Source organism: Ruegeria sp. SATB027, from assembly GCF_059613825.1.
This window is the reverse complement of the sequence record NZ_JBXWTH010000040.1, coordinates 67,224-81,664: the sequence shown is the minus strand read 5'-3', so window position 1 is coordinate 81,664 and position 14,441 is coordinate 67,224. Positions and strand designations below refer to the sequence as shown.

General features: G+C 58.8%; 13 protein-coding genes. 8 read left to right on the top strand and 5 right to left on the bottom strand.

Going from position 1 to position 14,441, the window contains the following annotated elements:
• The first annotated feature begins 93 nt into the window (after positions 1–93).
• Positions 94–873, top strand: a complete 780-nt coding sequence (locus AC2FPW_RS10735) for a gamma-glutamyl-gamma-aminobutyrate hydrolase family protein (protein WP_267364284.1) — start codon at positions 94–96, stop codon at positions 871–873.
• A 59-nt stretch (positions 874–932) separates the two neighbouring features.
• Here the strand turns inward: AC2FPW_RS10735 and AC2FPW_RS10730 are convergent, their stop codons facing one another.
• A complete protein-coding gene (locus tag AC2FPW_RS10730) occupies positions 933–3,173 on the bottom strand; it encodes a xanthine dehydrogenase family protein molybdopterin-binding subunit (protein ID WP_496813645.1) in 2,241 nt (746 codons plus the stop codon).
• Between the two features lie 3 nt (positions 3,174–3,176).
• Complete coding sequence (locus tag AC2FPW_RS10725; protein WP_496813644.1) at positions 3,177–3,641, bottom strand: (2Fe-2S)-binding protein; 465 nt, start codon at positions 3,639–3,641, stop codon at positions 3,177–3,179.
• 98 nt (positions 3,642–3,739) lie between these two features.
• On the opposite strand from AC2FPW_RS10725, the gene AC2FPW_RS10720 reads away from it, so the two are divergent.
• Complete coding sequence (locus tag AC2FPW_RS10720) at positions 3,740–4,318, top strand: TetR/AcrR family transcriptional regulator (protein WP_480506282.1); 579 nt, start codon at positions 3,740–3,742, stop codon at positions 4,316–4,318.
• Here the strand turns inward: AC2FPW_RS10720 and kynU are convergent.
• Positions 4,311–5,504: a kynureninase gene (kynU, locus tag AC2FPW_RS10715; RefSeq protein WP_480506283.1), complete on the bottom strand. Its 1,194-nt coding sequence runs from the start codon at positions 5,502–5,504 to the stop codon at positions 4,311–4,313. The genes AC2FPW_RS10720 and kynU overlap by 8 nt on opposite strands.
• A gap of 172 nt (positions 5,505–5,676) precedes the next feature.
• Between kynU and AC2FPW_RS10710 the strand changes: the two genes are divergently transcribed.
• The 6 genes from AC2FPW_RS10710 to AC2FPW_RS10685 all read left to right on the top strand — a co-directional run bounded on the left by AC2FPW_RS10710 (position 5,677) and on the right by AC2FPW_RS10685 (position 12,399).
• Entirely contained in the window at positions 5,677–6,126 is a 450-nt protein-coding gene (locus AC2FPW_RS10710; RefSeq protein WP_496813643.1) for a methyltransferase family protein, read from the top strand.
• Positions 6,127–6,255: 129 nt separating this feature from the next.
• The gene (locus AC2FPW_RS10705; protein WP_480481810.1) at positions 6,256–7,827 is read left to right on the top strand and encodes a Re/Si-specific NAD(P)(+) transhydrogenase subunit alpha; all 1,572 of its coding nucleotides are present in this window, start codon (positions 6,256–6,258) and stop codon (positions 7,825–7,827) included.
• Between the two features lie 13 nt (positions 7,828–7,840).
• Positions 7,841–9,295, top strand: a complete 1,455-nt coding sequence (locus AC2FPW_RS10700; protein ID WP_480583114.1) for an NAD(P)(+) transhydrogenase (Re/Si-specific) subunit beta — start codon at positions 7,841–7,843, stop codon at positions 9,293–9,295.
• Between the two features lie 155 nt (positions 9,296–9,450).
• Positions 9,451–9,807: a VOC family protein gene (locus AC2FPW_RS10695; RefSeq protein WP_480557517.1), complete on the top strand. Its 357-nt coding sequence runs from the start codon at positions 9,451–9,453 to the stop codon at positions 9,805–9,807.
• A 109-nt stretch (positions 9,808–9,916) separates the two neighbouring features.
• A complete protein-coding gene (locus tag AC2FPW_RS10690; protein WP_267364297.1) occupies positions 9,917–11,194 on the top strand; it encodes a DUF3422 family protein in 1,278 nt (425 codons plus the stop codon).
• Positions 11,195–11,301: 107 nt separating this feature from the next.
• Complete coding sequence (locus AC2FPW_RS10685) at positions 11,302–12,399, top strand: MFS transporter (RefSeq protein WP_496813642.1); 1,098 nt, start codon at positions 11,302–11,304, stop codon at positions 12,397–12,399.
• Positions 12,400–12,405: 6 nt separating this feature from the next.
• Here AC2FPW_RS10685 and AC2FPW_RS10680 read toward each other — a convergent pair whose 3' ends face one another.
• Positions 12,406–13,386, bottom strand: coding sequence for an ABC transporter permease (locus tag AC2FPW_RS10680; RefSeq protein ID WP_267366742.1), 981 nt, complete (start codon positions 13,384–13,386; stop codon positions 12,406–12,408).
• A complete protein-coding gene (locus tag AC2FPW_RS10675; RefSeq protein WP_209504480.1) occupies positions 13,379–14,386 on the bottom strand; it encodes an ABC transporter permease in 1,008 nt (335 codons plus the stop codon). Before AC2FPW_RS10675 ends, AC2FPW_RS10680 begins: the two co-directional genes overlap by 8 nt.
• Positions 14,387–14,441 lie beyond the last annotated feature (55 nt).

Genomic DNA, 14,441 nt, shown 5'->3' with positions numbered 1-14,441 from the left:
TCCCTGCGCTGTCACGCAGGAGGTGTATTCTTGCACGACTGTGAAGCTGCGGTTAGCTTCCTTTTCAAGGGGATGAATAACAAGGAAAGCGGAATGTCTCGACCCGTTGTTGGTATTATCGGCAACTCATACCTCATGAACGATCAATACCCGACCCATGCAGGGGGGACGATGAATTCGGACGCTGTGGCGAACGTATCGGGATGTTTGCCGCTGCTGATCCCCGCCGATCCCCGTTATGTGTCGGTTGAGGAGTTGCTGGAGGTTTGCGACGGCTTTCTTCTGACCGGCGGTCGCCCCAATGTGCATCCCGAAGAATATGGTGAACCTGCAACCGAGGCGCATGGAGAGTTTGACCGCGCGCGTGACGCGATCACCCTGCCGCTGGTTCGGGCCTGTGTGGAACGGGGTCAGCCGTTTCTGGGCATATGCCGCGGATTTCAAGAGGTCAACGTGGCCATGGGCGGAACACTCTATCCGGAAATTCGCGATCTGCCGGGGCGGATGAACCACCGGATGCCGCCCGATGGTACACTTGAGGAAAAATTTGCGCTGCGCCACGTGGTGAAACTGACGGAAAACGGTGTGTTCCACGACTTGTTTGGTGCGCAGGAGGTCATGACAAACACGCTGCACGGGCAGGGGATCAAGTGCATCGGACAGCGTGTGGTGATCGATGGGCATGCGCCGGATGGAACGCCCGAGGCGATCTACATCAAGGACGCGCCCGGATTTACGCTGTCCGTGCAATGGCATCCCGAATGGGATGCGATCAACGACCCGGTTTCACGCCCCTTGTTCGAAGCCTTCGGCATGGCTGTGCGGGGATGGGCGGCGGGGATTGCCTGTCAGGCAGTTCAGAAAACAGCCTGACTTGGGCACCGGACCGTGCGGGCGCGCGACGGACCGGTGCAGGGGAAGGTAAATGGCAATCAGACCAGCAGATTGAACTGATTGACCAGCGGCAGGCTGCGCGCGCGTTTTCCCGTCAAATCAAACAGGGCGTTGCCCAGTGCGGGCATCGAGGGGGGCGTGCCGGGCTCACCAGCGCCGCCCATATGGCGATTGGTCTCCAGAACGCGCACCTCGACTTGTGGCGCAGTATGCATACGAAGGGCGTCATAGTCGGGAAAGTTGAACTGCTCGACTTCCCCGTCGGCAAAGGTGATCGCGCCGAAACACGCAGCCGACAGGCCATACATCATGCCGCCAAACATCTGTGCCTTGACGTTTTCCGGGTCCAGCGCCAGCCCCATGTCGCAGGCGATCCAGACCTTGTGGATGCGGATGGCACCGTCTTCGTCGACCACTTCGATAACCTGAGCCACCGGAGTGCCGAAGCTGTAGGTGAAGGCCACGCCACGGCCCACACCGTCAGGTGTTTTTCCGGTCCAGTTGGACATTTCCCTGACCGCCTCCAGACATCCGGCAGACGGGGCATGTTCGGTTCTCATCAGTTCTAGCCGGAAGTCCAGCGGGTCGCGCCCTGCGGCATGGGCCAATTCGTCCATGAAGGTCTCGTGGAAAAAGCCGTTGTGGCTGTTGCCGACCGAACGCCAGAAGCCCACCGGGACAGCCAGATCAGCGACGTGGCCGCTCATCCGGTAGTTTGGCACGGCGTAAGGCTGGTTGAAGAACCCTTCGACCAGCACTTTGTCGGGTCCGCCTCCGGGGAAGCCGGTGTAACGCTCGACCGCCTGTTGCGTGCAGGACTGCGCTGCAACCTTGCCGTCAATAAGAACGGCCTTGCCGTCCTGAACAGCGCCGCGCATCCGGGCGATGGCGCCGGGGCGGAAGTAGTCATGGCGCATGTCTTCTTCGCGGCTCCAGGTTGTCTGGACCGGTGTGCCAGGCATGGCCATGGCGACCTTGGTGGCGATTTCTCCGAAATCCAGTTCGCCCCGGCGGCCAAACCCTCCCCCCAGATAGGTGGTGTGAATCTGAACAGCCTCAGTGTCCAGATTTGCGGTATTCGCAGCGCGAAAACGGATCAGCGTCGGGGCTTGATTGCCGCACCACAGTTCCAGAGCGTTTCCGGTATAGAGCGCGGTGGCATTCATCGGCTCCATCGTGGCGTGCGCCAGATAAGGCACTTGGTATTCGGCAGTGACCTCGGTTGCGCCATCCGGCGTCACGCTGACATCGCCATCATCGCGCATGGTCGAGTTCGGCGCGCCGTCAAACGCCTCTGCAATCTTTGAGAAAATACCATCGGTATCAGGTGGATATGGCGCATCGCCCCAGTCGATCTCAACAGCCTCAACAGCCTGATTGGCCAGCCATGTGTTGTTCGCGATCACGGCAACACCTGTGCCCAGATCAACAACTTTTTCGACCCCGGGCATGGTTATTGCAGCACTGTCGTCAAAGCTGTTCATCGCGCCGCCCAGTTTGGGGTTCATGCGCACGGCAGCAAATTTCATACCGGGCAGGCGAACATCGATACCGAACTCGGCAGTGCCTGTCACTTTGCCCACCATATCCAGTCGCGGTTGTGTCCGTCCCAGATAACGCCATTCGGACGGGTCTCGTAAAGGTACCTCGACGGGTTCCAGTCCGGCCGCTTCCACTGCAAGATCGGTATAAGCGATCTTGTCACCGGTCGGCGCGATGACATGGCCTGAAGCTGTTTTCAGATTCGAGGGGTCGATACCCAACCGATCAGCGGCGGCGCGTTTCAGCGTTTCACGGGCCGAAGCACCGGCTTGCCGCATCCTCTCGAACCCGTCCTTCATCGAGGTGGAGCCGCCTGTGACTTGCAGGCTAAGTGCCTTTCCAAGAACACCCAGTGCTTCACCTAAGTTGTGCTGGAAGTCCGAGATGTCGTAGCCCTTGCTTGGCAGTCCCTCGCCCATCATGGCTGAGTTGTAATAGGCGGCGGCTGCCGGACCGTGCAGAACGGTGATCTGATCCAGATCGACATCCAGTTCTTCGGCGATCAGCGCGGCCCACGTGGTTTTCACGCCCTGTCCCATCTCGGCACGGGGCGCGAACAGGGTGATGCCATTCTGATCGATCAGCACGAAGGGGTTCAGGGCCGCTTCACCCTCTTTCGGTTTCAGCGGGTTGGGGGCAGGGCGGGTGACATAATACGCGCCAAAGGCGACGCCGCCGACAATTGCGGCTGAGCCGATCAGGAATGTGCGGCGGATAATTTTGCCAACAGAAGCCATCTCTTACGCCTCCTTCAACTTGGAGGCTGCGTCGTGGATCGCGGCCCGGATGCGGGGGTAGGTGCCACATCGGCACAGGTTTCCCTGCATCGCCTCATCGATCTCTGCGTCCGTGGGCGCAGGGTTTTCCGCAAGCAGGGCAGCGGCCTGCATGATCTGGCCCGACTGGCAATAGCCACATTGCGCCACCTGATGATCAGCCCAGGATTGCTGGATCGCAGCCAGTGCTTCTGGCGTGCCAACGCCCTCGATTGTGGTTACGTCACCCCAGACATCCGACAGCGCCACTTGGCACGAACGTACCGCCTCGCCATCGATATGAACCGTACAGGCGCCGCAAGCGGCGACGCCACAGCCAAACTTGGTGCCGGTCAGGCCAACCTCATCCCTCAGAACCCAAAGCAGGGGGACATCATCCGGCAGGTCGATCTGATGAGGGGTTCCGTTAATCTTCAGGGCCGTCGCCATGGCGCACCTTTTGTAACTGTGGCAGGTTCTGACATAATGGTTGTAAAGTGTCAGTCTGTCAATTGACAAATTAAACAAAAAATGTCAGAGATTTGCGCATGAAAGATACGAGTGACGAATCCCGGCAGAAAGCGATCCTAGCATCTGCTTTTCAGGCCTTTTCCGCATACGGGTTCCGCAAGACCTCGATGGATGACATTGCGCGCGGTGCGGGGATGTCACGGCCAGCGGTTTATCTGTATTACAGGAACAAGGAAGCGATCGTTCGCAAGCTGACTGAACGACATTACGAGGAAAAGTCCGCAGTGGTGGCCGCGGCGCTGAACAGCGAAGGCTCGGTTTCAGAACTTGCCAGAAAGGCGATCCACGCCCAGACCGAGGGCATGGCTGCGATTTTGGCGTCGCCGCATGGGCTTGAGATGCTGGACACGACCAAATCCATGGCCATCGACATTGTCGAACGGGGCGAAGGTGAACTAACCGCGCTTTATGCCGAATGGCTGAGGCGAGAGCAGGGTGCTGGCCGCGTTCGTCTGTTCGACACGCCTGAAGAAACGGCGAAAACACTTACGGTCACGCTGAAGGGGATCAAGCTGACTGCGTCAGACGCCGAGGAATTTGAAAGGCGCACCAACCAGTTGGCGGCCCTGATCGGGGCCGGGCTGGAAATCAGGTAACGCGCTGCCGAGTTTTGTACTCGGGCGTGTCCCAAAGCTTGTTCTGCATGACATCCGCCAGAATCCCGACTGCACGCTCGACATCGCTTTCATCGATATACAGCGGCGTGAAACCAAACCGCATTGTGTCAGGTGCGCGGAAATCTCCGACGACACCACGCGCGATCAGCGCTTGCATCGCGGCATAGCCTTCCTTGAAGCGGAATGAAACCTGACTGCCACGCTGCTCGGGCGCGCGCGGACTGTCCAATTGCAAGTCTGGGCAGGTCGCCTCGACCTGACGAATGAAAAGCTCGGTCAATTCAATGGACTTGGCGCGCACATCCGCCATGTCGGCCATATCCCAGATATCCATGGCCGCCGACAGCGCGGTCATTTGGATGATCGGAGGTGTTCCCACGCGCATACGCTCAATCCCGCTTCCGGGGCGATAGTCCAGGTCAAAGGCAAAGGGCTCTTCGTGCCCCAGCCAGCCGGACAGGGCCGGGCGCACACTATCTGCCAGTCGGGGCGCAACATAAATGAACGCGGGCGCACCGGGGCCGCCATTGAGGTATTTATAAGTACACCCGACTGCGAAATCCGCATTGCACCCTGCAAGGTCAACGGGGATGGCCCCTGCGGAATGCGCCAGATCCCAAACCGTCACGACACCGTTGGCGTGGGCCAGTTCCGTCAGTGCCTTCATGTCGTGCATCCGGCCCGTGCGGTAATCCACTTCGGTCAGCATCAGGACTGCGACCTCTTCGGTGATTGCATCTGCGACGTCCTGCGGGTCGACGACGCGCAGTTCGTATGGGCTCCCAAGGGATCGCAGCAGGCCATCGACCATGTACAGGTCTGACGGAAAGTTCCCATTGTCGGAAAGCACAACTTTGCGGGTCGGGTTCAGTTCAAGGGCAGAGGACACGGCCTGATAAACCTTGATCGACAGGGTATCGCCGGTCACGACGCTGCCTGGCTCGGCTCCGATCAGGCGGCCAATTCGATCTCCAAGCCCCATGGGAAGGCCCATCCAACCGGCTTTGTTCCAGCCGGTGATCAGCATTTGCCCCCATTCCTCGGTCAGCATGTTCTGCACACGAGACGCAGCCGTTTTAGGCAGCGGGCCCAAAGAGTTGCCGTCCAGATATATCACGCCCTCGGGCAGGTCGAACATGGCTTTGGTTGCTGCAAAATCGGTCATGAAGGCTCACTCACTTGTGTGGTCGTCTTTTGTTGCATTTGGGGTAGCCGATCCTGACATGTCTGTCTATCGATGCGACATACTGGTCTTTTGCCAATCTGGTCGAAAAACGGTAGGACGTCGGTCAGAAGCGACATATACCCGACTCTGTCGTCGTTCATGAGGGCTTAGAATGCGCTGGATAGATGTACCGCCAGTTTGGTTGATCGCTTTTGCGGTGCTGGCATGGGCACAAGCCAGATACATGGCGCTGGGCCTGTCACTTGAGAGCGGCCTGACCGACCTTGTCAGTGGAGTTCTGATCGGCGGAGGTGTTCTGATGGCCGTTCTGGCCATTGTCGAGTTTCGCCGCCACAAAACAACCGTCATTCCCCATGAGACACCGACCGCGATGGTGCAAACGGGCATCTACAAACGCAGTCGAAACCCGATCTACGTCGGGGACGTACTGATTCTTGCGGGTTTGATTCTGCGGTTTGACGCCGTGTTGTCACTGGTTTTGGTTCCGGTCTTCGTCTGGGTGCTGGAGCGCCGGTTTATCCTGCCGGAAGAAGACCGCCTGCGCCGGCAGTTCCGCACGGATTTCGCACGCTATGAACGCAAGACGCGGCGTTGGATCTAAGGTGGCAGATTTTGTGATGGTACCAAAAAAATGCTGCGCTTGCGAAATAATGTTGCGCAGGATACATCTTTGCTTAACAAAGAATACCGACCACCCGCTCGGACAGAGTAAAAATTAGGGGGACTGCCAGTGAAGATAGGCACGCCAAAGGAAATACTGGACGGTGAGAACCGGGTTGCAATGACGCCCGACTCGGCCGTGCAATTGCAGAAACTGGGCTATGAGTGCCTGATCGAGAAAGGCGCGGGCGCGGCTGCCGGTTTTTCGGATGCCGCATACGAGGCCGTAGGCGTTGAGGTGGTCAAGACCGCAGCGTCGCTGTGGAAGACCGCGGATATCATTGCCAAGGTTCGTATCCCGACTGAGGCCGAACTGAAACGGTTGACCAAGGGCAAGACCCTGATTTCGTTCTTCAATCCTGCGGGCAACGAAGAAGGAATGGAACTGGCCAAATCCAAAGGCGCCAACGTGATCGCCATGGAGATGGTGCCACGCATCTCGCGCGCGCAGAAGATGGACGCGCTGTCGTCGATGGCAAATATCGCAGGCTATCGCGCCGTGATCGAAGCAGGCAACAACTTTGGCCGTTTCTTCACCGGCCAGGTGACCGCCGCCGGTAAAGTTCCTCCTGCCAAGGTGCTGATCGTTGGGGCCGGTGTGGCCGGTCTGGCCGCAATCGGGACGTCCACGTCGCTGGGCGCGATCACCTACGCGTTCGACGTGCGCCCTGAAGTGGCCGAACAGGTCGAATCGATGGGGGCTGAGTTCGTCTATCTGGACTTCGAAGAAGAGCAGCAGGACGGCGCGGCCACAGGCGGGTATGCCTCGGTCCAGTCGGAAGAATTCCGCAACGCGCAGCTGGCCAAGTTCCGCGAACTTGCACCCGAGATGGACATTGTTATCACCACCGCCCTGATCCCCAACCGTCCGGCGCCCAAGCTGTGGCTAGAGGATATGGTCAAGGCGATGAAGCCGGGTTCGGTCATCATCGACCTTGCAGCCGAGCGTGGCGGTAACGTCGAAGGCACCGTGCCGGATGAGAAAGTTGTCACCAACAATGGCGTGACCATAATCGGTTACACCGACTTCCCCAGCCGGATGGCGGCACAATCCTCGTCGCTTTATGCCACCAACATCCGTCACATGATGACAGACCTGACGCCCGAAAAGGACGGTCAGATCAATCACAACATGGAAGACGATGTGATCCGCGGCGCGACCGTGACGCATGAAGGTGAAATCACCTTCCCGCCACCGCCGCCCAAGATTCAGGCGATCGCCGCACAGAAAAAGCCCGAGGTCAAGGAACTGACCCCGGAAGAGAAAAAGGCGCAGGAGATTGCGGCCTTCAAGGCGCAGACCAGGCAGCAGTTCACGTTGTTGGGTGTTGGTGGCGCGCTGATGCTGCTGGTGGGGCTGGTTGCCCCGGCCAGCTTCATGCAGCATTTCATCGTCTTCGTGCTGGCCATATTCGTGGGCTTCCAGGTGATCTGGAATGTCTCGCACAGCCTGCATACGCCGCTGATGGCGATCACCAACGCGATCTCGTCGATCATCATCGTTGGGGCCTTGATGCAGATCGGATCGGGGTCGTTCCTGGTCATTCTGCTGGCGGCACTGTCTGTCTTCATGGCCGGGATCAACATCTTCGGCGGCTTCCTCGTAACCCGGCGCATGCTCGCCATGTTCCAGAAATCTTAAGGAGGCCGGGCACATGGAATTTGGCTTCACCACTGCCGCCTACGTCGTTGCGGCTGTTCTGTTCATCCTTTCCCTTGGCGGATTGTCGAACCAGGAAAGCGCCAAGCGCGCGGTCTGGTACGGCATCGTCGGTATGGCGCTGGCGGTCTTTGCCACGCTGGTTGGCCCCGGTTCGGGGCTGTGGCTGCTGTCGATCCTGCTGATCATTGGCGGCGGTCTGATCGGTCAATACGTGGCGCAGCGCGTCCAGATGACCGAGATGCCGCAGCTGGTCGCCGCGATGCATTCACTGGTCGGTCTGGCGGCTGTGTTCGTCGGCTTCAACGCGCATTTTGAAATCGGCAACGTGGCACAAGTCATGGCAATTGTGGATACGGCGAAAGAGGCGGATCTGCATGATCTGGGCACCTTTGCCAAACTGATCGCCAAGAAGACGCCGGCCGAACTGGCAATCCTGCATGTGGAACTGTTCCTAGGCATCTTCATTGGTGCGATCACCTTTACCGGCTCGGTCGTGGCCTATGGCAAGTTGGCGGGTAAGTTGACTTCGGCGGCGACGAAGCTGCCCGGCGGTCATGCGCTGAACGCGGCGGCAGCGGGTCTCTCGCTGATCTGTCTGATCTGGTACACTGCGTCTGGCGGGCTGTTGCCGCTGATCCTGATGACCCTGGCGGCGCTGTTCATCGGTTATCATCTGATCATGGGCATCGGTGGCGCGGACATGCCGGTGGTTGTGTCGATGCTGAACAGCTATTCGGGCTGGGCCGCCGCGGCGATTGGTTTCTCGCTTGGCAATGACCTGCTGATCGTGGTCGGTGCGCTGGTGGGCTCGTCGGGTGCGATCCTGTCCTACATCATGTGCAAGGCGATGAACCGTCACTTTGTCAGCGTGATCCTGGGCGGATTTGGCGGCACTTCCGGTCCGCAGATGGAAGTTGAGGGCGAGCAGGTGGCCATCGAGGCGGATGGCGTTGCTGCTGCCCTGAACGATGCCGACAGCGTGATCATCATCCCCGGCTATGGGATGGCGGTTGCGCAGGCACAGCAATCGGTCAGTGAACTGGTCCGTAAGCTGCGCGCCAAGGGTAAAGAGGTACGTTTTGCGATCCACCCGGTCGCGGGTCGTTTGCCGGGCCATATGAACGTGCTGCTGGCCGAGGCGAAGGTGCCCTATGACATCGTTCTGGAAATGGACGAGATCAATGACGACTTCCCGGATACGGATGTGGCCATCGTTATCGGCTCGAACGACATCGTAAACCCTGCGGCGCAGGAAGATCCCAACAGCCCCATTGCCGGTATGCCGGTTCTGGAATGCTGGAAGGCCAAGCAGGTCTTCGTGTCCAAACGTGGTCAGGGTACAGGGTATTCGGGTATCGAAAACCCGCTTTTCTTCAAGGAAAATACCCGCATGTTCTATGGCGACGCCAAAGCGTCGCTGGATAAGCTCCTGCCGATGATCGAGTGATTAACCGGTCTGATCCAATTGCAAAGGGCGCCTTTGGGCGCCCTTTTCTTTTTTTGTGCTGTTGGGGGCTTTGCCCCCAAACCCCCAGGATATTTATGGCCAGATGAAGCAGGCGGGTTGTGATATACTCGATGCACGTGTGGTAGGAGCGAAACATGCAGAAAGTGAACGGTATTGGGGGCGTATTCTTTCGGGCCAGTGATCCCGAGGAATTGAGCCGTTGGTACGAAGAACATCTGGGCGTAAACCACTATGATCCGGTGCCCTGGAAGCAGCGCGAAGGGTATACGGTGTTTGCGCCGTTCGCGCAGGACACCGAGTATTTCGGAAACCCGGATCAGCAATGGATGATCAATTTTCGGGTCGACGATCTGGGCGCGATGATACAGCAGCTTGAAGCTGCCGGAATCGCTGTTGAGACCCGCCCCGACTGGGACAGTGAGATCGGAAAATTCGCGCGGCTTCACGATCCGGAAGGAAATCCGATCGAGCTGTGGCAGCCAAATCAATGAGATAGTCGGTTTGTATACCTTTGTATTCGTGTAAGTATATGAAATAAAATAAGAATTGATGTCTCCGAGTTGTGACGTATAGTGCGGACACCGCTATCGGAGCCTCGGAATGACGCCAATCGATGATCACCCGCTGCGCTATGCGCTGGCAAATGAACTTCATGCCCGCCCGTTTCCGGCCGCCGATACGCCGTGCACGGTCGCATTTATTGCGATCAAGAAGCCTGAAGCAGCCGTCGCTCGGGACCGCAATCAGGATATTGCGCATCTGATCGATCTGCTTGACCGGCATGGGGCGCAACATCCGCAGCCGGGGGCCACGCATTATGCCGGGCAGATCGGACGCCATTGGCTGAAATGGGAGCAGCACACAGAGTTTGTCACCTATACGGCGATTGTGCCGAACGTCAGCGGCCGCCCCTTCAACCCGGCTGATTTCGAAGTGTTTCCCCCAGATTGGCTGATGGCCAGCCCGGGCCAGAGGATCACCTCGTTGCTGATGCGGGTGGTGCCGCGCCCGGAAGATGCGACTGTAAAGGTCGCTCTGGCGGATTGGTTCGAACCTGAAAGTCTGGCGGTGTCGCGGGTGTTGGATGCTTCGGCGATTTGCGCCAGTGATTTCCGCATCGACCCGGCTGGTCACATGCGTTTTGCCCTGTTCGTGACCGAAGGCACGGGCACGCGCCGCACAGGGCGTATTATCCAGCGGCTGTGCGAGATCGAGACATACAAGGCGATGTCGATGCTTGGCTTTGCCCGCGTCAAACAATTGGCCCCCCGGATCGAGGAACTGGACGCCCAGTTGGCGAAGCTGATGGTTGAAATGACGGATGACACCACACCACCAGAAGCGCTGTTACCTCAATTGCTGGCCACATCGACTGAGCTCGAGACCATTTCGGCCCGCAGTTCGTTCCGATTTGGGGCAACCGGCGCTTACGAGGCGCTGGTGAATCAACGGATCGACGTCCTGCGCGAGGAAAGGTTCGAAGGCGGCCAAAGCTTTGCCGATTTCATGATGCGCCGTTATGACCCTGCGATCCGTACCGTGAAATCAACCGAACGCCGCCTGCAGGCGCTGTCTGACCGGGCGATCCGTGCGGGTGAGTTGCTGCGCACGAGGGTGGACGTCGAGCGGAGTGCACAAAATCAGGCCCTGTTGGAAAGCATGGATCGTCGGGCCGATCTTGCCTTGCGCTTGCAACACACGGTCGAGGGGCTTTCTGTGGTGGCCATCAGTTATTACGCGGTCTCACTTGTTGGCTATCTTCTGTATCCGTTGACGGCCACCGGTATAAGCAAGGGAATGCTGACGGCGGCGGCGACGATCCCGGTTGTAGCGGGCGTATGGTTCGCCGTTCGGCGTATCCGCAAACGCCTGGGTTAAGCTGCAATTGCCAATTTGCGCCCAACCTGTAGAACGGGTGGGGCGGGCAGACAGCACGAGGTTCTCTGTTGATAGGCGTTTTCTCGGCATGGCGTGCAGTTGCGGCCATGTTCATCCTGAACGGGGCCTTGTTTGGCATCTGGGCTTCGCGCATTCCGGCCGTGCGCGACCGGTTGGAGCTGTCCCATGACGCGTTGGGGTACGGGTTGTTGTTCATGGCGGCCGGGGCTGTCTGTTCGTTTCCGGTCACGGGGCGGTTGACGGATCGGTATGGCGCAGTCTCGGTAACCCGGATAGTGGCCGTTCTGTACACGCTGTCGCTGGTTCTGCTTGCTGTTGCTGGCGGGTTTTGGGCGCTGGCGTTTTGTTTGTTTGTTTTCGGCGCGTTCCACGGATCGATGGATGTGGCAATGAATGCCTGGGCCGCCGAGGTCGAGCAGGCTTATGACAAACCCGTAATGTCGTCATTCCACGCCATGTGGAGCCTTGGGGCCGGTCTTGGCGCGCTCAGCGGATATGTGGCAGTTCAGATGGGGCTGACGGTACCGGTGCACTTCCAAGTGGCGGGTGGCGCGGTTGTTGCCTTCGCGCTGGCCTCGTCGTGGGTGCGCTGGACGTCGAAACGGTCCGAGCGGTCGCAAAGCTCGGTTTTTGCTTTGCCCTCGGGTGCGCTGATACTGGTCGGATTCGCGGCCATGTGTGGTGCATTGGGTGAAGGCGCCGTCGCAGACTGGAGCGCGATTTTCCTGCGAGACGTTTCCGGTGCGCCCGAAAGTGTTGCCGCACTGGGCTATGCCGTGTTTTCCGTGACGATGGTGGCGTTTCGCCTTGCAGGCGCGATTGTCATTATGCTGTTTGGTCCTGTCGCCACGGCTCGGTTTGGCGGGATCTGCGCGGCACTGGGCGTTTTCGCTGTGGTTTCTTCGGTCGCGCCCTTGCCCGCATTGGCGGGGTTTGCGCTGATGGGCATAGGGTATGCGGTGATCATGCCGCTGGCGTTCAGCCGTGCAGCCAGTGATCCGCATGTGCCGCCGGGGCAAGCCATCGCAAGTGTCGCTACGCTGGGATATGGCGGGTTATTGATTGGGCCGCCGCTGATCGGATTCTTGGCGGAACTGTTCGGCCTGCGCCTGGCGTTTGCCGTGCTGTTGCCATTGGCCGTTCTGATCGTGCTGTTGGCCGGCGCGCTGAAGCGCGCCGACTAACTTGTTTCAGCGTCCGCGAATGCGGGGATCCAGCGCGTCGCGCAGACCATCACCCAGATAGTTGACGCTCAGCACAGTCAGCGAGATTGCCAGACCGGGCCAGAATACACGCTCGGGGTATTGCTGAAGATAGTCGACACCATCAAACAACAGGCGGCCCCATGTCGGGAAGTCGGGCGGGAAGCCCAGGCCCAGGAATGACAGGGCGCTTTCGGTGATGATCGCTGTGGCAATCCCCAGTGTTGCCGACACCATGATCGGCGAAAGAACGTTCGGCAGGATATGCCGCGTGATGATCTGGCTGTTGCTGGTGCCGATGGAGCGTGCGGCCAGAACGAATTCACGTTCCTTGATGGCCAGCACGTCACCGCGCACGATCCGTGCAGTCGGCATCCATGAGGTGATGCCGATGGCGCAGACGATCAGGATGAAGATCCCGCGCTCCAGCCCGAAAGCCGCTGACAGGGGCTCGCGGAACAGAAGCATCATGACCAGCAGCAAAGGCAGCAGGGGCAGGGCCAGAAACAGGTCGGTCAGGCGCATCAGCGGCCCATCGAGCCGTCTGAAGAACCCCGCCAGAACGCCGATGAACGAACCCAGAAACAGCGCCAGCAACATTGCGGTTATGCCAACCGAGACTGAGGTTTGACCACCCGACATCATGCGCGCAAGAATGTCGCGACCCAATTGGTCGGTGCCAAAGGGATGCGCCCAACTGGGCCCCTGATTGCGCGACCGGATATCGATCTGGGTTGGATCAATGCTCCACAGATACGGGCCCAGATAGACACCGGCAACGATGATGATAAACAGGATCGCCCCGACCATTGCGCCTTTGTGGGTCTTGAACTGATCCCAAACATCGCGCCATTGGCTGCGGGGAGGGGTGGCCAGTTCTTCCATCACGTCGGCTGTCGGCAAGGCGGTTGAGGCTGGTGCGAGTCCTTCGTCCGGGACCAGCGTATCGGTACGATCATGATCAGTCATATCGAATCCTCGGGTCCAGAATGCCGTAAAGCACGTCAGCGATCAGGTTGAACAGCACGATCAGTACGGCGAAAATAAAGGTCAGGGTTTGCACCATCGGCAGATCATTGGCCTGAATCGCGCCGATCAGCAACTGCCCGATTCCGTTCACCTTGAACACCTGCTCGGTGATGATGGCGCCACCAAAGATGGACGGAATACCCAGCGCGATCACGGTGACCACCGGGATCATCGAGTTTCGCAGGACGTGAACCATGACCACGGTATATTCGCTGAGACCCTTGGCGCGGGCGGTGCGAACGTAATCCTGATTGAGGTTATCCAGCATGGACGCGCGCATGAACCGGCTGAGTTGTGCGGTGATCTGCAAGGCCAGAACCATGACCGGCATGATCATCTGTTTGAGCTGCACAACAAAGCTGTCCCAGCTGTTGACCACCAGCGTGGTGTCATAGATCGACGGGAACCAGCCCAGCTGGACTGAAAAGATCACGATTACCAGCACGCCCGAAAAGAAGGGTGGAACGGAAAAGCCGACCATCGACACGAAAGTACCCATCTGGTCGAACCAGGAATACTGACGGTAGGCCGAATAGATGCCGATGGGCAGCGCGATCAGGATGGCGACTACATAGGCGGTGCCGACAACCCACAGGGTCTGCGGGATACGCTGAACGACGATGTCCATTACCGGCGAACGGGTCTGCCAGGAAATCACGCGCAGGTCGCCTTCGGAGAAGGTCGTACCGAATACAGAATCGACCAATACCTGCGGTTCGATCCAGAAGAACTGCACGATCCATTTCCAGAACCGGATATGCATCGGCTGGCCGAGGCCAAGCGCCTCGCGCATCTTCTCTTTGACTTCCGGGGGAACGGTGAGTGGAACCTGTGCCATCGGGTCGCCTGGGGCAAGCTCGAGCAGCAGGAAGATGACGAGGCTGATGAACAGCAGTGTGGGCACGGCCAACACCAGTCGTCTGATTGTAAAGTTGAGCATTCAAAGGCGCCTTTGTTGATGCGTCTTCTTGTTGGAGCGCCCTGCAAATGACCGC